Origin of the sequence: Pseudomonas sp. PSE14, from assembly GCF_029203285.1 — a bacterium.
Taxonomy (GTDB): domain Bacteria; phylum Pseudomonadota; class Gammaproteobacteria; order Pseudomonadales; family Pseudomonadaceae; genus Pseudomonas.
Genome location: NZ_CP115669.1, coordinates 3,497,968 through 3,519,799, shown reverse-complemented (window position 1 = coordinate 3,519,799; position 21,832 = coordinate 3,497,968). Strand labels below are relative to the sequence as shown.

Genomic DNA, 21,832 nt, shown 5'->3' with positions numbered 1-21,832 from the left:
ACCAACGAATTTCCTCCGGCGGGCCCCACGCGCCCGCCGCCAGAACAGGTGATGTCATGAACGACCGCTACGAAGCCGCAGGAAACCTGGTCGAGGCCCTGCTGCAACGCGCCTGCGAAATGCCGCGCAAGACTGCCCTGCGATTCATCGCCGAGAACATCGAGGTGCCCATCAGCTTCCGTGAGCTGGACGAGCGCGCCCGCGCCATGGCCGCCTGGATGCTGCGCCATGGCCGGTGCGGCGACCGCGCCGTGCTCCTGCTGCCCAGCGGGCCGGACTACGTCACCGCGTTCTTCGCCTGCCTCTATTCGGGGATCATCGCCGTGCCGGCCTATCCGCCGGAGTCCGTGCGCCCGCAGCACCTGGCGCGCCTGCGTTCGATCCTCGATGACGCGCAGCCCAGCCTGGTGCTCACCGATTCCACGCTGATCGAAGCACTGCGCCCGGCCTGCGTGCGCGAGATCGGCGACAGCCCGCTGCTGCTCGCGGTGGACCAGGCCAACCCGGCGCTGGCCGTCGAATGGCAGATGCCCGAGCTGGCCGACGACGACATTGCGTTCCTGCAGTACACCTCCGGCTCCACCTCGACGCCCAAGGGCGTACAGGTCAGCCATGGCAACCTGATCGCCAACGAACGCCTGATCCGCCACGGCCTTGGTATCGGCGACGACGACGTGATGGTCAGTTGGCTGCCGCTGTTCCACGACATGGGTCTGATCGGCGGGCTGCTGCAGCCGATCTACAGCGGCATCGAATGTGTGCTGATGTCTCCGCGTTACTTCCTCGAACGTCCGCGTCGCTGGCTGGAGGCAATCGCGCGCTTCGGCGGTACCGTCAGCGGCGGCCCGGACTTCGCCTACCGCCTGTGCTGCGAGCGGGTCAACGAAGCCGCGCTGGAAGGCCTCGACCTGAGCACCTGGCGCGTGGCCTTCTCCGGCTCCGAGCCGATCCGCCCGGACACCCTGGAACGCTTCGCCGCCTGGTTCGCCCCGGCCCGGTTCGACGCCTCGTCCTTCTACGCCTGCTACGGCCTCGCCGAGGCGACCCTGTTCGTCACCGGCGGTGTGCGCGGTGACGGCATCGGCCAACTGGAAGTCGACCTCAACGCCCTGGGCGAGAACGTCGCCCGACCGGGCCGCGGCACTTCGCTGATCAACTGCGGGCGCACCCAGCCGGACCACGACGTGCAACTGGTTGACCCGCTGAGCGGCGAAGCCCTCGGCCCGGATCGCGTCGGTGAAATCTGGAGCAGCGGTCCCAGCGTGGCGCTGGGCTACTGGCGCAACCCGGAGGCCAGCGCACGCACCTTCGTCGAGAAGGACGGCCGCACCTGGCTGCGTACCGGCGACCTGGGCTTCCTGCACAACGGCGAGCTTTTCGTCACCGGCCGCCTCAAGGACATGCTCATCGTCCGTGGGCAGAACCTCTACCCGCAGGACCTGGAGCGCTGCGTCGAGGAAGAGGTGGACCTGGTGCGCAAGGGCCGCGTCTCCGCCTTCGCCATCGAACACCAGGGCCGCGACGGCATCGGCATCGCCGCCGAAGTCGGGCGCAGCGTGCGCAAGCTGATTTCCGCCGAAGCCCTGGCCAAGGCCATTTCCGCCGCCGTGGCGGAAACCTTCCAGGAGGCGCCGCTGGTGGTGGCGCTGCTGGAACCGGGTGCGCTGCCCAAGACCTCCAGCGGCAAGCTGCAACGCTCGGCCTGCCGGGCACAACTGCTCGACGGTAGCCTGCAGGCCTACGCCATCCAGCGTGCCGGCGAGCCGATCAGCGATGGCGCGAGCGCCAGGCCGGTCGCCGCATTGAACGCCGAGGAAGAATCCATCGCCGCACTGTGGAGCGAGGTGCTGGAGCTGCCGGCGATCCGCCGCGACGACAACTTCTTCGCCCTGGGCGGCAACTCCATCAAGGCCACTCAACTGATGGCGCGCCTGCGCGAGCGCCTGGGGCGTCCCGTGGAGCTGCGCCTGCTGTTCGAAGCGCCGGAACTGGGCGCCTTCGCCGCCGCGCTGGCGGCACTGCCGACGACTGAAGCAGAAACCATTGCGCAGGTCCCGCGTGACGGCCTGCTGCCGCTGTCGCCGGCTCAGCGTCGCCTGTGGTTCCTCTGGAAGCTGGAGCCGGAAAGCGCCGTCTACCACATCGCCGGGCGCATGAACCTGCGCGGTGAGCTGCGTCGTCCGGCGGTGGAGCAGGCCTTTGCCGTGCTGCTGGGCCGCCATGAAACCCTGCGCAGCCGCTTCATCGAACAGGCGGATGGCGAAGTCACGCTGAGCCTGTCCGACGACAATCGGGTAGAACTGACCGAGAGCGATTTCAGCTCCCTCGGCAATGCCCGCCGCGACATCGCCGCCCGCGAGGACGCCGATGCCTTCGCCGCCGAACCTTTCGACCTGGCCGCCGGCCCGCTGCTGCGCCTGCGCCTGCAGAACCTCGGCGGCGGCCGCCAGGCGCTGCTGCTGTGCGTGCACCACATCATCGCCGATGGTTGGTCGCTGAGCCTGCTGCTGGACGAGTTCGCCGAGTGCTACCGCGCCGTCGTCGAACAACGCGAGCCGGTGCTGCCGGTGCTGCCGCGCCAATACCTCGACCTGGCCGCCGCCCAGCAATCCCGGCTGGAGGCGGGCGAGGGCGCGCGCCTGCTGGATTGGTGGAGCGAGCGCCTGGGCACTCAGCATTCGCCGCTGGAGCTGCCTTTCGCGACGGGAGGGAAAGGCCAGAGTGCCGCACTGATCGAACGCGAAGTCGACGCCGACCTGACCCGCCGGCTGCGCGGTCTGGCCCAGGCCCACGGCGCGACGCTGCCGATGCTCCTGCTCAGCGCCTACAACCTGTTGCTGCAACGCTACAGCGGTCAGCACGACCTGCGCATCGGCCTGACCCAGGCTGGCCGCGAACAGTTGGACAGCGAGCGTCTGGTCGGTTTCTTCGTCAACCTGCTGGTGCTGCGCAGTGAGCTGCCCGAAGGCGCGACCCTGCGTGGCGTGCTCCGCCAACTGCGCGACGACCTGCTGCAAGCCCAGGCGCACCAGGGCCTGCCGTTCGAGCAACTGGTGGAAGCCCTGCAACCCGAGCGCGGCCACGGCCGCCATCCGCTGTGCCAGGTGGCCTTCGACCACCAGTGGCAACCGCGCGCCGGCAATGGCCTGCCGGGCCTGACGGTGGATGCGCTGGAGCAGATCGACCTGGAAACCCCGTTCGACCTGGTGCTGCGCGTTCGCGAAGGCGAACAGACGTTGCGCCTGAGCTTCTGCTATGCCCGCGAGTGCTACGTCGCTGCCGGCATGCAGCGGCTGGTCGGGCACTTCCTCGACCTGCTGCGCGCGCTGCCGGAGCTCAACGCCGACGCTCCCCTGGACGCCCGCGACTGGCTGCCCGCCAGCGACTGGAGCATCGCCGTGGCCGGTGACGCGCCTGCGTTCGAGGCGCTGAGCGAGACCATCGCCGCCCAGGCCCGGCGGCATCCGGCCAAGGTCGCGCTGATCGACGCTCAGCGCGAAGTGAACTTCGCCGAGCTGGAAGACCGCTCCAACCGCCTGGCGCAGCGCCTGATCCAGCGCGGCATCGGCCCGGAGCGCCGGGTTGCCGTGGCGCTGCCGCGTGGCGTGGACATCCCGTTGGCCCTGCTGGCCGTCATGAAGGCCGGCGGAGCCTACCTGCCGCTGGACGTCGACTACCCCGAGGAGCGACTGGCCTGGCTGATGCAGGATGCCGGCGTCGACCTGCTGCTGACCACTGCCGAGTTGGCCGAACGCCTGCCGTTGCCCGAAGGCGTCGAGCGCCTGTTACTGGAAGAGGCCGACCTCGGCAATGCGCTGGCGGTGCGTCCGCTGGTGCGCATCCAGGCGCAGAACCTCGCCTACCTGATCTACACCTCCGGCTCCACGGGCCAGCCCAAGGGCGTTGCCGTCGCCCACGGCGAGATTGCCGCGCACTGCCGCGCCATCGGCCAGCGCTACGCCATGAGCGCCGCCGACCGCGAGCTGATCTTCATGTCCTTCGCCTTCGACGGCGCCCACGAGCGCTGGCTTACCGCGCTGTCCCACGGCGGCAGCCTGCTGATCCGCAATGATGCGCTGTGGACCGCCGAACAAACTCTCGACCAGTTGCGCCGCCACGAAGTCACGGTGGCAGCCTTCCCGCCGGCCTACCTGCAACAGTTGGCCGAGCAGGCCATGATCCACGGCCACGCGCCGAGCATGCGCATCTACTGCTTCGGCGGTGACGCGGTGCCCGAAGCGGCCTACCAGTTGGCGCACCAGGCGCTGAAGCCACAGCACCTGATCAACGGCTACGGCCCGACTGAAACCGTGGTCACCCCGATGCTCTGGAAGGCCGACGCCCGCACCACTTGCGGCGCTGCCTACGCCCCCATTGGCGAAGTGGTGGGCGAACGCAGCCTGTACATCCTTGATGACCGCCTGCAACCGCTGCCGCGCGGCGTGGCCGGCGAGCTGTACATCGGCGGGCATGGCCTGGCTCGCGGCTACCACCAGCGCGCCGCCATGACCGCCGAGCGCTTCGTGGCCGATCCCTATGCTGACGGCCTTCGCCTGTACCGCAGCGGCGACCGCGTGCGCTGGCGTGAAGACGGCGCGCTGGACTACCTCGGCCGCGTCGACCAGCAGGTGAAGATCCGTGGCTTCCGCATCGAGCCGGGCGAGATCGAAGCCCGCCTGCGCGCGCTGCCCGGCGTGCGCGAAGCGGCGGTGATCGCACGCGACAACGAGCGCGGCAAGCGCCTGCTGGGTTACGTCACGGGCGAAGGTGTCGCCGAAGACACCCTGAAAGCCGCTCTGCGCGCACAACTGCCGGACTACATGGTGCCGTCGCGCATCCTCGTGCTGGCGCAGATGCCGCTCAACGCCAACGGCAAGATCGACCGCAAGGCGCTGCCTGAACCTGAGGAAACCGCCAGCGCTGCCGAGGCCCCGCGCGATGGCCTGGAAAACCGCGTCGCCGCCGTCTGGGCTGAAGTGCTTGGCGTGCCGGCTGTAGGTCGCGAGGACGACTTCTTCGAGCTGGGCGGCCACTCGCTGCTGGCCACGCAGGTCATCTCCCGCCTGCGCCGTGACCTGGGTTGCGAAGTCCCGCTGCGCGACCTGTTCGAAGCCAGCCGCCTGGATGAATTCGCGGCGCGGCTGAGTGCATCGACGCCCAGCGGACCTCCGCCACTGCGCGCCCTGGCTCGCGACGGCGATCTGCCGCTGTCCGCCGCCCAGAGCCGCCTGTGGTTCTTCTGGCAGATGGAACCGGCCAGCGCCGCCTACAACGTGCCGGGCGCCCTGCGCCTGCGCGGCGAGTTGGACGAATCTGCGCTGCGCCGCTCCTTCGATGCCCTGGTGGCGCGCCATGAAACCCTGCGCACCACCTTCGATGAAGTGGATGGCCAGGCCTTCCAGCGCATCCAGCCGGCCCAGCCCCTGGACCTGGCGCGTGTTGACCTGTCCGCCGAAAACGATGCCGAAGGCGCCGCGCGCCGGCTGGCCGAGGAAGAAGCGCAGCGTCCGTTCGATCTGCGCCATGGACCGCTGCTGCGCCTGACCCTGATCAAGCTGGCCGACAGCGACCATGTGCTGCTGCTGACCATGCACCACATCGTCTCCGACGGCTGGTCGATCCGCGTGCTGGTGGACGAGTTCAGCCGTCTCTACGGCGCCTTCGCTGCGAGCGAGAAGCTGGAACTGCCAGCGTTGCCGGTGCAGTACGCCGACTACGCCCAGTGGCAGCGCGAGTTGCTGGCGGGCGAGGAGGGCCAGCGTCAGCTGAGCTGGTGGACCGAGCAGCTGGGCCGCGATACGCCCGTTCTCGAATTGGCCGCCGACCGTCCACGCCCGGCGGTACAGAGCTACCGGGGCGGCAGCCTCGGCTTCAGCCTGGACACCGGTCTTGGCGCGCGTCTCAAACAACTGGCCCGCGAGCAGGACGTCACCCTGTTCATGTTGCTGCTCGGCGCTTACGCCGTGCTGATGCAGCGCTACAGCGGCCAGCGCGACCTGCGTATCGCCGTGCCGATTGCCAACCGCCAGCAGCTGGAAACCGAAGGGTTGATCGGCTTCTTCGTCAACACCCAGGTCATGCCATTCCAACTCGCCGATGACGAATCCTTCGCCGCGTTGCTGGCCCGCATCAAGCCGCTGGCCCTAGGCGCACAAGCGCATCAGGACCTGCCGTTCGAGCAACTGGTGGAAGCGTTGCAACCCGAGCGCAGCCTGGCCTACAACCCGCTGGTGCAGGTGAAGTTCAACTTCGGCTTCGACGTCAGCCGCCTGCCCGATGCCGGCGCGCTGAAGCTTGCGCTGTTCAGCGAGGAGCAGTACGGCGCGCGTTTCGACCTCGCCCTGGACATGGCTGAGGCGCTGGATGCCAGCGGCCAACCTGGCGATGAGCTACGCGGCAGCTTCGTCTATGCCCGCGACCTGTTCGACGAGGACAGCGTCGTGGCTATCGCCGGCCAGTTCGAAGCGTTGCTGCGCCAGCTGTGTGCCGAGCCGCAGCGTGCTCTCGGCGAGTTGCCGCGCCCAGTGGCTTCGCGTCGTCGTGGCGAGGCGCGCCAATGGCCGCAGCAGGACGTGCTCGCTCTGTTCGCCACGCAAGTCGCCGCGCAACCGGACGCCATCGCCGTGCAGGACGACAAGGTGCGTTACAGCTACGCCGAACTGGATGCCCGCACCAACCGCCTGGCCAACGCGCTGATCGACAGCGGCGTGGAGCCGGTTGAGTGCGTAGCGATCTGCCAGGAGCGCAGCGCGCAATGGGTGCTCCTGCTGCTGGGCGTGCTGAAAGCCGGCGCCACCTACGTCCCGCTGGACCCGGCGCAGCCGGCCGAGCGTCTGCGCCAGTTGATCAAGGACAACGGTATTGGCCGCGTGCTGGTCAGCGATGCCGTGCTGCAGGATACCTTCGGCGCCGCCGCCACGCTGATCCCGGCCGGTGGCCCGGAGCAGGGCAGCGACAAGGCGCCGTCGCTGAGCATCGAGCCGCAGCAGGTTGCCTACGTCATCTTCACCTCCGGCTCCACCGGCCAGCCCAAGGGCGTGCGCGTCAGCCACGCGGCGCTGGCCAACTATGTGCAGGCCGTGCTCGAACGCCTGCAACTGGACCAGGGCCGCGCCCATGGCCTGGGCATGGCGATGGTTTCCTCGGTAGCTGCAGACCTCGGTCACACCACGCTGTTCGGCACGCTGTGCGGCGGTGGTCGTCTGCATCTGGCCGATGCCCAGGCGGTGGCCGATGCCGAACGCTTCTCGCAGTTCATGCGCGAAGTGGATGTGCTGAAGATCGTCCCCAGCCACCTCGCCGGCCTGCTGGCCGCCGCGCCCAATGCCGCTGCCGTGCTGCCGCGCCGTCTGCTGGTGGTGGGTGGTGAAGCCTGTGACCGTGCGCTGCTGCAACCGATTCGTGAACTGGCCCCGCGACTGCGCATCGTCAACCACTACGGTCCCAGCGAGTCCACCGTGGGCGTGCTGACCCACGAATGGTCGCTGCTGGATGATCTGCCGGCCGCCAGCCTGCCCATCGGCACGCCCCTGGCCAACACCGCCATCCGCGTGCTCGACGAGAACGGTCGTGACCTGTTACCGGGCGTACCGGGCGAGCTGTACATCGGCGGAGCCGGCCTGGCACTGGGCTACCTCGGTCTGCCGGAAATGACGGCGGAGCGCTTTGTGAAGATCGAAGGCGAGCGCCTGTACCGCAGCGGCGACCGTGTGCGCCTGAACCGTCGCGGCGCCGTGGAATTCCTCGGCCGCGTGGATGACCAGGTGAAGATCCGTGGCTACCGCGTCGAGCCGGGCGAACTGGCGCAAGCGCTCAAGCGCCTGCCGGGCGTGCGCGATGCCGTGGCGCTGGCCGAGCGCGAGGGCGACGGCCCGATGAGGCTGCTGGCCTGGGCCGTTGCAGAAGGGCAGAGCGTTGAAAGTCTGCGTGAAAGCCTCGCCGCCGAAGTCCCCGAATACCTGCTGCCGGCCCAGTTGATGCTGCTGGAGTGCCTGCCGCTGAACGCCAATGGCAAGGTCGACCGCAAGGCCCTGCCGCGTGTCGAGACGGCGGCCAAGCCGTTGGATAGCGCACCGCTCTCCGAGCTGGAACAGCGTATCGCCGACATCTGGCAGGCGGTGCTGAAGGTCGAGCGCGTCGGTGCCGAGGACAATTTCTTCGATCTGGGCGGCGACTCCATCCTCAGCCTGCAGATCATCGCGCGCATCCGCAAACTGGGTTACAAGCTCAGCCCGAAACAGCTGTTCGAGCGGCAGAGCGTCCGCCAGCTCGCGCAGTGGCTGGAAAGCCGCGCGCCGGCTGCCCCCGCGCCGGTGGTTGCTGTCAGCGGTGAGGTGGCCTTGTCGCCGGTGCAGGCGCGCTTCTTCGAACGCGTACCGAGCGCCCAGCGTCACCACTGGAACCAGGCGCTGCTGCTGCAACCGCGCGAGGCGCTGGATGGTGATGCCCTGGCCCGTGCCCTGCACTGGCTGGTCGGCCAGCACGACGCGCTGCGCCTGCGCTTCGACGGCAGCCGCCAGCGTTACGCGGAACAGGGGCCGCTGGACATGACCCTCCTGTGGCGGCGCCGTGCCGCCGACGCCCGCACCCTGGAGCGTCTATGCGACGACGCCCAGGCCAGCCTGGATATCGCCAACGGTCCGCTGCTGCGCGCCATGCACGTGACTTTGGAGGCGGGCGGTGAACGCCTGTTGCTGGTCATCCACCATCTGGCGGTGGATGGCGTGTCCTGGCGCATCCTGCTGGAAGACCTGCAATACGCTTACCGCGAACTGCGTGCCGGCCGCACGCCCGCCGCATTGCCGCGCACCGATGGTTACCAGGCCTGGAGCGCCCGCCAACAGGCGGCCGCCCTCAGCGCCGAAGTGGCGGCCGAGCTCGACTACTGGCAGGCCCAGCTGCGCGATGCGCCGCGTCTGACCCGTGGCCGCAACGACGCTCCGGCAACCTGGAAGGAGGCCGCCAACGCGCGCTTCAGCCTCGACGCCGAAACCACCCGCCAACTGCTCGGTCCCGCGCTCAAGGCGCAGCGCATCCAGATCAACGACCTGCTGTTGACTGCCCTGGCCCGCGCGCTGTGCGCCTGGACAGGCGAGTCCTCCGCGCTGGTGGAAATGGAAGGCCACGGCCGGGACGGCGACGGCGCGCTGGACCTGAGCCGCAGCGTCGGTTGGTTCACCGCCCTGTATCCGGTTCGTCTGCAAGCCGGCGGCGAGCCGGGCGAAGACCTGCGCGCCACTCGCGAGCACCTGCACAACCTGCCGCGCGGCGGTATCGGTTACGGCCAACTGCGCTACCTCAGCCAGCACGCGGCCAAACTGCGTGACCTGCCGGCGCCGCAGGTGACCTTCAACTACCTTGGCCAGCTCGACCAGGCCTTCGCCGACGCCGACTTCCTGCCGGCCTTCGAAGGCGTTGGCCGCAGCCAGCCGCTGAATGCTGCGCTGGGCAATGCGCTGGTGTACGTCGGCCGTGTGCTGGGCGGCGAGCTGAGCCTGGAAGTCACCTACAGCCGCTTCATGTTTGATGCTGCCGACATCGATGAGCTGCAAGCGCTGCTGCGCGCCGAATTGCAGGCGTTGGTGGCTTACTGCCTGGCCACGCCGCGCAAGCTGCAAGCCAGCGAGCTGCCGCTGCTCGGCCTCGACCAGCAGCTCGATGCACTGCCGCTGCCGGCCGGCGTGGAAGATCTCTATCCGCTGTCGCCGATGCAACAGGGCATGCTCTTCCATGCGCTCGACGTGCCGGGCTCCTCGCTCTACGTCAACCAGTTGCGCGTCGACCTCGACGGCCTCGACGAGGCCCGCTTCCTCGACGCCTGGCGCGCGGTCATCGCCCGCCATGCGAACCTGCGCACCGGCTTCCTTGCCAGCGCCGATTCGGCGCCGCTGCAGTTCGTCCTGTGCGATGTGCAGCTGCCGGTGCAGTCCTTCGACTGGCGCGATCAGTCCGTCAGTGAGCAACAGCTCGACAACGTCGCCGATGCGCAACGCAACCTCGGCTTCGACCTGGCCAAGCCACCGCTGCAGCGCCTGGCGCTAGTGTGCCTGGGCGAGCGCCGCTACCAGCTGATCTGGACCTGCCACCATCTGCTGCTGGACGGCTGGAGCAGCGCGCGGCTGATCGGCGAAGTACTCGCCCTCTACCGCGGCGAGTCGCTGCCGGCGCCCGCCGCGCAGTACGGCGATTACATCGCCTGGCTGCACACCCAGGACGGCGCGGCGGGCGAGAGCTTCTGGCGCGAACGCCTGAAAGACTTCGATGAGCCGACCCTGCTGGCCACCGCCTGCGACGCCGGGTTCCGCGATGAGCCGCTGCGCGAGCTGCACAGCCGCCTCGACAGCGCACCGCTGCAACGCTTCGCCCAGGCTCAGCGCATCACCCTCAACACCCTGGTACAGGGCGCCTGGGCGCTGCTGCTGCAACGCTATTGCGGCCAGCGCAGCGTCACCTTCGGCGCCACCGTGGCCGGCCGCCCGGCCAGCTTGCCGGGGGCGGAGGAGAGCCTCGGCCTGTTCATCAACACCCTGCCGATCCTGCAAAGCCCGGATGACGCCCAGCGCGTCGGCGACTGGCTGCGCGAGCTGCAGGCGTTCAACCTCGACGTGCGCGAGTTCGAGCACACCCCGCTGTACGACATCCAGCGCTGGGCCGGTCGCGGCGGGCAGGCGCTGTTCGACAGCCTCATCGTGTTCGAGAACTTCCCCATGGACGCGGCGCTGGCGTCTTCGGGCGACGATGACCTGCGCATCCTCGGCCACCGCCCGGTGGACGGCACCAACTACGCCCTGGCCCTGGTGGCCAGTACCGACGATCAGTTGGACGTGCGCTACACCTACCGCGCCGACCGCCTGAGCGCGAGCCAGGTCGAGCAACTGCGTGGCCACTTCGAGCACCTGCTGATGGCGCTGGTGGAAGACGCCGAACGCCCGCTGGGCCGGGTCAGCCAACTGGCCGACGGCGAGCGCCACTCTTTGCTGCAACGCTTCAACGACACCGCGGCGACGTTCCCGGCTGATGTGCAGCTGCAGGAGCTGATCGAGCGCCAGGTTGCCGCGACTCCGGATGCGCTGGCCCTGCAATGCGGTAAGGAGCACCTGAGCTACGCCCAGCTCAACGCCCGCGCCAACCAGCTCGCGCATTGGCTGCGCGGTCAGGGTGTCGGCCCGGATGTGCTGGTCGGCGTGGCCGCCGAGCGTTCGGTTGAGTTGGTGGTGGCGTTGCTGGGCATCGTCAAGGCCGGCGGCGCCTACGTGCCGATGGACCCGGATTACCCGCAGGATCGCCTGCAGCACATGCTCGCCGACAGCGGCGTGAGCCTGCTGCTGACCCAGCAGCACCTGCGGGATCGCCTGCCGCCGACCCAGGCACGGACGGTTTGCCTGGACAGCCAGTGGCGCGAGATCGCCACGGCGTCCGAGCGGAACCCGGCCACTCTCGGCAGCCCGCAGAACCTGGCGTACCTGATCTACACCTCCGGTTCCACCGGCAAACCCAAGGGCGCCGGCAACAGCCATCGCGCACTGGTCAACCGCTTGCACTGGATGCAGAAAGCCTACGCGCTGGATGCCTCCGACCGCGTGTTGCAGAAGACCCCGTTCAGCTTCGACGTCTCGGTGTGGGAGTTCTTCTGGCCGCTCATGACCGGCGCCGCCCTGGTGGTGGCCGCGCCCGGCGCGCACCGCGATCCGGCAGCGCTGCGCCAGGTGATCGAGGCGGGGCAGGTCACCACGCTGCACTTCGTGCCCTCGATGCTTCAGGCCTTCGTGGCGTCCGGCGAGCTGGAACGCAGCCCGTCGCTGCGGCAGGTGATGTGCTCTGGCGAGGCGCTGCCCTATGAGCTGCAACAGCAGTTCCGCCAGCGCAGCAGCGCGAAGCTGCACAACCTCTATGGCCCGACGGAGGCGGCGATCGACGTCAGCTTCTGGGCCTGCGATGAAGACAACGCGCGGCACGTCGTGCCCATCGGTCGGCCCATCGACAACCTGCGCCTGGTGCTGCTGGACGAACGCCTGGAGCCGGTGCCGCAGGGTGTGGCGGGTGAACTGTACATCGGCGGCGTGGGCCTGGCGCGCGGTTACCACGCGCGTCCCGGGCTGACTTCCGAGCGTTTCGTCGCCGACCCCTTCGGCAGCGGTGAGCGGCTGTACCGCACTGGCGACCTGGCTCGCCAGCGCGAAGACGGCGCCATCGAATACCTCGGTCGTCTCGACCACCAGGTGAAGATTCGCGGCCTGCGTATCGAACTGGGCGAGATCGAGTCGCACCTGCAGGCCCACCCACAGGTCAGCGAGGCGGTGGTAGTAGCCAGGGACGGCGTGCTGCTGGCCTACGTGGTCGCCAGCGCCAAGCCCGAAGCCCTGCGCCAGGCGCTGCAAGGCGAGCTGCCGGACTACATGGTGCCGTCGCGGATCATCGCCCTCGATGCCATGCCGCTGTCGCCCAACGGCAAGCTGGATCGCAAGGCCCTGCCGGACCCGCAACTGGGCGAGCGCCTGCGCGAGTACGTGGCGCCGCGCAGCGACCTGGAAGTCGAGCTGGCCGGCATCTGGCAGCACGTGCTGCAAGTGGATCGCGTCGGCCTGCACGACGACTTCTTCGAACTGGGCGGGCATTCGCTGCTGCTCACCCAGGTCGGTCTGACCCTGCGTCAGCGCCTGGGCCTGGAACTGCCGCTGCATCGCCTGTTCGAGCTGAGCAACATCGAGGCGCTGGCCGCCTGGATCGAGTCGCAGCGGGCAAGCTCTGCCAGCACGGAAGAGGAACTGGACCTGATGGACGAACTGCTCGGCGAGCTGGAGAACCTGTAATGAGTCAACCGATGGACGCCCAGCTGAAACAGGTCGCGGAGCGCCTTGGCGCGCTGTCCGAGGACAAGCAGATCGTCTTCCTGCGTCAGCTTCGTGAGAAGGGCGTGAGCCTTTCGCGCCTGCCGATCCTCCGCGAGGGGCGCGAGCACGCGCCGCTTTCGGCGGCCCAGGCGCGCCTGTGGTTCCTCTGGCAGATGGAGCCGAACAGCGCCGCCTACAACATCCCGGCCGCCGTGCGGCTGCGTGGCGCGCTGGACGAGGGCGCGCTTATGCGTGCCTTCACCGCGCTGATCGAGCGCCATGAAAGCCTGCGCACGGTTTTCCGCTCGGCAGAGTCCGGTCATGATGCCTCGGCGGATAACGCTGGCGCGTTATGCGCCCTACGGGAGCCGGCTGGCGAGGTACTGCGCACGGCAGAGGACTGCTCTGGTAGGGCGAATGACGCGCAGCGTCATCCGCCGCAGGCAGGACAGGGTGCGGCGGATGGCGAGGTGATGCAGTGCATCCTGCCGCCGGGGCCGGCGCATCTGGAGGCGAAGGACTTCGGTAGCGAAGACGAAGCCCGCCATTGGCTGAACCACTGCGCGCAACGCCCCTTCGACCTCGCCGAAGGCCCGCTGCTGCGCCTGCATCTGGCGCGCCTGCCGGGTGAAGCGCTGCTGCTGGTGAACCTGCACCACATCATTGCCGATGGCTGGTCCATCGGCGTGCTCATCGATGAATTCGCCGCGCTCTACAGCGCTGAAGTGAGCGGTGCGCAGGCCGATCTGGAGCCGCTGCCGATCCAGTACAGCGACATGGCCCGTTGGCAGCGCCTGTGGCTGGCGGCCGGCGAAGGTGAGCGGCAACTGGTCTACTGGAAGGCACAACTGGGCGACGAATCCCTGCTGTTGACGCTGCCGGGCGACCGGCAGCGTCCCCTGGTGCAGAGCTATAGCGGCGCGACACTGGACTTCGAGCTGCCCCGTGCGCTCAGCGATGCCTTGCGCGACCTGGCGCGGGGGCAGGGTGCCACGCTGTTCATGCTGATCCTCGCGGCCTACCAGCTGCTGCTGTCGCGCTACAGCGGCCAGCGCGAGCTGCGCGTCGGCGTGCCCATCGCCGGCCGTGGCCGTGCCGAGAGCGAACGGCTGATCGGCTTCTTCGTCAATACCCAGGTGCTGCCCGCGCGCATCGACGGCGACGAATCCTTCAGCGCGTTCCTGGCCCGCACCCGCGAAGCGGTGCTGGGCGCCCAGGCCCATCCGGACCTGCCGTTCGAGCAACTGGTGGACGCACTGCAGCCCGAGCGCAGCCTGAGCTACAACCCGCTGTTCCAGGTGGCCTGCAATCACCAGCCGAGCCGCCGCGACGCCCTGCGCGAGCTGCCCGGCGGCCTGCAGCTGGAGAGCCTGGAACTGGAGAGCGGCATCGCCAAGTTCGACCTGACCCTGAACACCGAGGAAAGCCGCGACGGCCAGGTGCGCGGGCAGTTCATGTACGCCACCGACCAGTTCGACGCGGCGACCATCCAGCGTCTTGCCGGGCATTTCCTCAACCTGCTGCGCGGCATCGTCACCGACCCGCACTGCCCGGTGGCGCGCCTGCCGCTGCTGGACGGTAGCGAACGCGAGCAACTGCTCTACGGCTGGAATGCCAGCGACTTCGATTACCCGCGCGATGCCTGCCTGCATCAACTGATCGAGCAACAGGCGGCGCGCACGCCGAACGATATTGCCGTCACCGACGGCCAGCGCAGCTTCAGCTACACGGAACTCAACCGCCGCGCCAACCGCCTGGCGCACTGGCTGCGCGAGCAGGGCGTCGGCCCGGACAGTCGCGTCGGCGTCGCCCTGGAGCGCTCCGTCGAACTGCCGGTGGCGCTGCTGGCCGTGCTCAAGGCGGGCGGCGCCTACGTGCCGCTGGACCCGGAATTCCCCGCCGAACGCCTGGCGCACATGCTCGAAGACGGCGATGTACGCCTGCTGCTGACCCAGCAGCACCTGCTCGGCGAGCTGCTGCAGACAGGCGCCCGCGCGTTCTGCCTGGACCGCGACTGGGCGCAGCTGGATGGCCACGCCGACAGCGACCTGCACAACCTCGCCACGCCGGATGATCTGGCCTATGTCATCTACACCTCCGGCTCCACTGGCAAGCCCAAGGGCGTCGCGGTGCGCCATGGCGGGGTGGTCAACTTCATGCTCAGCATGGCCCGCGAGCCGGGCCTGGAGGCGCGGGACCGCGTCCTCGCGCTGACTTCGCTGTCCTTCGACATCTCCGCGCTGGAGCTGTACCTGCCGCTGCTGGTGGGCGGCCGGGTGGTGCTGGTGGACCGCGACGTCGCTCGCGATCCGTCACGCCTGCTCGGCGTGGCGCTGGAGCAGGGCGTGACGGTGATCCAGGCGACCCCGAGCACCTGGACGCTGCTCAGTGGTCACGAGGACTTCCCGCGCCTGAGCGGCTGCCGCTTCTTCTGCGGCGGCGAGGCGCTGTCCGCCGAGCTGGCGGACAAGCTGACGGCTCAGACCCAAGCACTGTGGAATCTCTACGGGCCCACCGAAACCACCATCTGGTCGGCGGCCTGGAAGATCGACAAGGGCGCCCGTGCTCTGCTCGGCAAGCCCATCGCCAACACCCGGCTGTACATCCTCGATGGCGAGCTGCAACCGGCGCCCATCGGTGTGGCTGGCGAGCTGTACATTGCCGGCGACGGCCTGGCGCGCGGCTACCATGGCCGCCCCGATCTGACCGCCGAGCGCTTCGTCGCCGATCCCTACGGTAGGGAAATGGGCGCGCGCATGTACCGCACCGGTGATCTGGCGCGCTGGCGTGCCGATGGCGTGCTGGAGTACCTCGGCCGCCTCGACCATCAGGTGAAGATTCGCGGCTTCCGTATCGAGCTGGGCGAGATCGAGTCGCGCCTGCTTGGCCAGCCCGGCGTGCGCGAGGCGGTGGTGATCGCCCGCGACGCGGGAGCGGTGAAGCAACTGGTCGGCTACGTGACGGGGCAGATCGAAAGCGACCTGCGCGCTACGCTGCTGGAAGAGCTGCCGGACTACATGGTCCCCGCGCAGATCGTCCCGCTCGAACGCATGCCGCTGACACCCAACGGCAAGCTGGACCGCAAGGCACTGCCGGAGCTGGACTTCAGCCTGCTGCAGAAGACCTACCGCGCGCCGGAAAGCGAACGCGAGCAGACCCTGGCGGGCATCTGGTGCGCCGTGCTGGGCCTGGAACGCGTGGGGCTGGACGACAACTTCTTCGAACTCGGCGGCGATTCCATCGTCTCCATCCAGGTGGTCAGCCGAGCACGGGCCGCCGGTCTGCAACTCAGTCCCAAGGACCTGTTCCAGCACCAGACCCTGCAGGCGCTGGCCTGTGTGGCCGGTGACTTCGTCACAACCGATGCGGCCGTCGTGGTCTCCGCCATCGAGGCGCCGGACGCCGCACAGCTGGCCGCGCTCGATCTGAATCCGGCCGAGATCGAAGACCTCTATCCGCTGTCGCCCATGCAGCAGGGCATGCTGTTCCACGGCGTGGACGGCAGCGAGGGCGGCGTCTATGTCAACCAGTTGCGCGTGGAAGTGCAGGGGCTGGACGTCGAGCGTTTCCGCGTTGCCTGGCAGGCGGCGCTGGATGCCCACGACAACCTGCGTGCCGGTGTGCACTGGCAGGGGCTCGACAAGCCGGTTCAGGCCGTGCACAAACAGGTCGAGCTGCCGCTGGAAGTCCTCGACTGGCGTGGCCGCGAAAACCTGGACGCGGCGCTGGACGAACTGGCCGCCGCCGAACGCAGCCGCAGCTTCGATCTTGCGCGTCCGCCGCTGCTGCGCCTGGTGCTGGTGCGCAGCGCCGAGGCCAGTCACCAGTTGGTCTACACCCATCACCACATCCTGCTCGACGGCTGGAGCAACGCCCAGCTGTTCGCTGAAGTGTTGCGCCGCTACAACGGCGAGAGCATCCCTCAGCAGGGCCGCTACCGTGACTACATCCACTGGCTGCAAGCTCAGGACCAGCAGCAGGCCCAGGATTTCTGGAACGCGCGGCTGGAAGGCTTCGCCCAGCCCACCGTGCTGGCTGACAGCCTGGCGCGCCCGGCCGAAGGCAGTGGCCACGGCCTGGAGTACAGCCGCTACGACGCGGCGGCCACCGAACGCCTGAAAGCCTTCGCCCGCAGCCAGCGGGTGACGCTCAATACCCTGGTGCAGGCGGCGTGGATTCTCCTGCTGCAACGCTACACCGGGCAGCAGCGCGTCGCCTTCGGCGCCACCGTGGCCGGGCGGCCCGCGCAACTGGCCGGCGCCGACAGCCTGCTGGGCCTGTTCATCAACACCCTGCCCATCGTTCAGGCGCCGAGCGAGGACGCCGACCTCGGCGACTGGCTGCGCGAGCTGCAGGCCTACAACCTGGACGTGCGCGAGTTCGAGCACACGCCGCTGTACGACATCCAGCGCTGGGCCGGCCAGGCCGGGCAGGCACTGTTCGACAGCATCATCGTGTTCGAGAACTACCCGGTGGACGAGGTGCTGCGCAGCGCCCGGGGGCTGCGCTTCGGCGAGCTGAAATCCAAGGATGAGACCAGCATTCCGATGGACCTCGCCGTGCGCGTCGGCGAGACGCTGGAGATCGAATACCAGTACCTGCACGCGCATTTCAGCGCCCCCACCGTGGCACGCCTGCGCGGCAATATGGAGCAGGTGCTGGACAGCCTGCTGCACGGCGCCGGCAAGCGCGTCGGCGAGCTGCAATGCCTGTCGGCCAACGATCGCGCGGCCCTGGCCGCCTGCCGTGGTCCGCATCAGTCGCTGCCGCCGGCCGAGCCGGTGCACCTGGCGATTGCGCGTCAGGCCGCTCTGCGCGGCGATGAGGTGGCGCTGATCTGCGGCAACGAGGAGATCGACTACGCGATGCTGGAGCGCGACTCCAACCGCCTGGCCCATCGCCTGATGGCGCTGGGTATTGGTCCGGAAGTCCGCGTCGGCGTGGCCCTGCCGCGCAGCGTGCGCATTCCGTTGGCGCTGCTGGCGGTGCTCAAGGCCGGCGGTGCCTACGTGCCGCTGGACGCCGAGTACCCGCGCGAGCGCCTGGAGTTCCAGATGAGTGATGCCGGCATCGCGCTGCTGATCACCGACAGCCGCCTGCGCGAGCGACTGCCTCTGCCGGCGGGCGTGCAGTGCCTGGAGCTGGACGCGCTCGATCTGAGCGGAGAAGACAGCGACCTGCCCGTGGTGGCCCTGGAGCCGGAAAACCTCGCCTACCTGATCTACACCTCCGGCTCCACCGGCAAGCCCAAGGGCGTGGCGGTGAGCCACGGCCCGCTGGCCATGCACTGCACGGCCATCGGCGAGCTGTACCGGATGGACGCAGCGACCCGCGAGCTGCACTTCATGTCCTTCGCCTTCGACGGTGCCCACGAGCGCTGGCTGACCACTCTGGTCCACGGCGGCAGCCTGGTACTGCGTGGCGATGAGCTGTGGACTCCGGAGCAGACCTACCGCGTGCTGCACGACAAGCAGGTCAGCGTGGCGGCCTTCCCGCCGGTCTACCTGCAACAACTGGCCGAGCATGCCCTGCGTGACGGCAACCCGCCGCCGGTGCGCATCTACTGCTTCGGTGGCGACGCGGTGCCCAATGCCAGCTTCGAACTGGCCAAACGCGCGCTGCGCGCCGAACACCTGATCAATGGCTACGGCCCCACGGAGACCGTGGTCACGCCGTTGCTGTGGAAGGCCGACCGCGCGACGGCCTGCGATGCCGCCTATGCACCCATCGGCAAGGGCGTCGGCGCGCGCAAGCTGTACATCCTCGACGAGCAACTGCGGCAGGTTCCGCTGGGCGTGGCCGGTGAGCTGTACATCGGCGGCGACGGCCTGGCGCGCGGTTACCACGAGCGCGCAGGCCTGACCGCCGAGCGCTTTGTCGCCGATCCGTTCGATGCGAGCGGTGGCCGCCTTTACCGCTCCGGCGACCTGGTGCGCGGCCGCGCCGATGGCGTGATCGACTACGTCGGACGGATCGACCACCAGGTGAAGATTCGCGGCTTCCGCATCGAGCTGGGTGAGATCGAGGCGCGCCTGCAGGATCACCCGCAGGTCAGCGAGGCGCTGGTGGTCGCCCGCGACGGCATCAGCGGCAAGCAACTGGTCGGCTACGTGGTGGGTGAAGCGGAAGGTGACGCGCTGCGCAGCTTCCTCCGCGAGCAGGTACCGGACTACATGGTGCCGGCGCAGATTCTCAAGCTTGAACGCTTCCCGCTGTCGCCCAACGGCAAGATCGACCGCAAGGCGCTGCCCGAACCGACCTGGCAGGGCGAAGCCTACGAGGCGCCGCGTAACGAGCGCGAGCGCGCCCTGGCCGACATCTGGCAGGACGTGCTGCAAGTGGAGCGCGTCGGTATCCGCGACAACTTCTTCGACCTCGGCGGCGACTCCATCCTCAGCCTGCAGATCGTCTCCCGCGCCCGCCAGGCGCTCGGCGAGGGCGTGGAAATCCGCCTGCGCGACCTGCTGCAGTACCAGACCATCGCCGGCCTGCTGGAGCGTGCCGAGGGGGCGGACGAAGCGGCGCCGACCGCTGCGGTTGAGGTCGCGGACGATGGCGAATCCTTCGGCCTGGTGCCGATCCAGCAATGGATGTTCGAGCAGCAGCTGGAGGAGCCCAACCACTTCAACCAGGCGGTGCTGCTGGAGTGCCGCCAGCGTCTCGACGCTGATGCGCTGGAGGCATCCTTGCAAGGCCTGCTGGCCGAACACGGCAGCCTGCGTCTGTCCTTCGCCCGTGGCGCGGACGGCGTGTGGCGCCAGCGCACTCTTGAGGCCAGCGAGGTCACCGGCGCGCTGCTCTGGCAGCGCCAGGCGGCGAATGCTGAGGAGGCACTGTTGATCGCCAACCAGGCGCAGCGCAGCCTCGATCTTGCCGAAGGCCGGCTGCTACGCGGCGTGCTCACCGACATGCCTGACGGCACCCAGCGCCTGCTGCTGGTGATCCACCACCTGGGCGTGGACGGCGTGTCCTGGCGCATCCTGCTGGAGGAGCTGCAACAGCGCTACACCGCGCAGCTCGCTGGCGAACCTGCGCCGCGCTTCGAACGCACCAGCGCCTACCGCGCCTGGGCCGAGGGCCTGCGCGAGTACGCCGACAGCCAACTGGCGCAGGGCGACCTGCCGTACTGGCTGGAGCAGACCGAGATCGAGGGCCTGGGTGAGCCGCAGCGCGACAACCCGCGCGGCGCCGAGCGCATGGCGCACCTGGAGCAATTGTTCCTGCGCCTGGACCGCGAGCAGACCCAACGGCTGCTGAAGGTAGCGCCGGAGGCTTATCGCACGCAGATCAACGACCTGCTGCTGACGGCGCTGGGCCGCACGCTGTGCCAATGGTGCGAAAGTGAGTCGGTGCTGATCGCCCTGGAAGGCCATGGCCGCGAGGACATCCTCGACGCGGTCGATCACAGCCGCACCCTGGGCTGGTTCACCAGCCTGTTCCCGCTGCGCCTGACGCCGGGGCAGGGCGACTACGCCCAGGCCATCCCGGCGATCCGCCAGCAGCTGCGCGCGGTGCCGGACAAGGGCATCGGCTACGGCGCGCTGCGCTACCTGGGCGACAGCGCGCTGCGCCGCCAGCTCGCCGCACGCGCCGAGCCGCGCGTCACCTTCAACTACCTCGGCCAGTTCGACCAGAGCTTCGATGACCAGGCGCTGTTCGTGCCGTTGCAGGAGAAACCCGGCGACACCTACGCCGCCAGCACGCCGATGAACAATTGGCTGGAGATCGTCGGCCAGGTCTACGACGGCGAGCTGACCCTGCGCTGCATGTTCAGCCGCCGGGTGTTTCGGCCGTCGCGCATCGAGGCGCTGATGGCCAGGCTGCGCGAAGAGCTGGACGGTGTGATCGATCACTGCTGTGCGCAGGTAGAAACCGCCAAGGAAAAGGCCACGGTATGAACGCATTGATGAAAGAGGTCGGCATGCTGCACCCGGAGATTTCCGCCTTCCTGGACATGGTCGACGAAGGCCGCCGCAATGGTCGACCGGCGCTGCACGAACTGCCGGTGGAGCAGGCGCGAGAGGAGTTCGATGCCTCGTCCGAGTCGCTCAAGGCCGGCGCACCGTCGATGCCGGTGGAAGAACTGCTGATCCCGGCGCGGGAGGGCCGGCAACTGCCGGCTCGCCTGTACCGGCCGCTAGGCGCGGGCGAGGGCGCGATCCTGTACTTCCACGGCGGCGGCTACACGGTCGGCAGCCTGGATTCCCACGACGGCCTGTGCCGGCTGCTGGCGAAGCACTGCGAGTGCGCCGTGATTTCGCTGGGCTACCGCCTGGCGCCGGAGGCACCCTTCCCGGCGGCGATCCACGATGCCCGCGACGCCTGGGACTGGCTGCTGAGTTCAGCGGCCAGCCTCGGGCTGAATCCACGGCGCATTGCCGTCGGAGGCGACAGCGCGGGTGCCACGCTGGCTACCGTCCTCAGTGCTGAACTTGCGGGGGAGGGCGCCGAACAGCCCTGCGCCCAACTGCTGTTCTACCCGACGGCGGATGCCAGCGCGCGCAGCGAGTCCCAGGAACTGTTCGCCGAGGGCTACCTGCTGGAAACGGCCAGCCTGGACTGGTTCTACGACCAGTACATGCCGGAGGTTGCCCGGCGTGGCGATTGGCGTTGCTCGCCGCTCCGTGCCGGCGCGGCCCTGCAAGGCAGTGCGCCGGCCCTGCTGTTCGCCGCCGAGTTCGATCCGCTGCTGGACGAAGGCCTGGCCTATGCCCAGGCACTGGTGCAGCAGGGCGTGGAAGTCGAGGCGGAGCGCTGCTGCGGCATGACCCACGACTTCCTGCGCATGGGCAACCTGGTGCCGGAGGTGGAGGGATATTATCGCCGGGTGGCGGAGTTCCTCGCGGCGCGCTGGTAAGCCGGCGAGCCCGGCGTCAAGCTGGTTCGCGAGCAAGCTCGCTCCTACGAAGAGCACGCGGTGCCACCTGTAGGAGCGAGCTTGCTCGCGAACCGCACTCTGCCGATGGATCAAGGCGCTCCGATCTGATGCCGGCGTCAGTGAT

At 68.8% G+C, this 21,832-nt stretch carries 3 protein-coding genes; all 3 read left to right on the top strand.

Going from position 1 to position 21,832, the window contains the following annotated elements; all coding sequences use genetic code 11:
* The first annotated feature begins 56 nt into the window (after positions 1-56).
* From O6P39_RS15930 to O6P39_RS15920, 3 genes are read left to right on the top strand one after another with little or no spacing between them, the layout of a single operon-like run.
* On the top strand, positions 57-12,809 hold the full coding sequence (locus tag O6P39_RS15930) for a non-ribosomal peptide synthase/polyketide synthase (protein WP_275607475.1): 12,753 nt from the start codon (positions 57-59) through the stop codon (positions 12,807-12,809).
* The gene (locus O6P39_RS15925) at positions 12,809-20,728 is read left to right on the top strand and encodes a non-ribosomal peptide synthetase (protein ID WP_275607474.1); all 7,920 of its coding nucleotides are present in this window, start codon (positions 12,809-12,811) and stop codon (positions 20,726-20,728) included. The genes O6P39_RS15930 and O6P39_RS15925 overlap by 1 nt, the downstream gene beginning before the upstream one ends.
* Positions 20,725-21,687: an alpha/beta hydrolase gene (locus tag O6P39_RS15920; protein WP_275607473.1), complete on the top strand. Its 963-nt coding sequence runs from the start codon at positions 20,725-20,727 to the stop codon at positions 21,685-21,687. The genes O6P39_RS15925 and O6P39_RS15920 overlap by 4 nt, the downstream gene beginning before the upstream one ends.
* Positions 21,688-21,832: the final 145 nt, after the last annotated feature.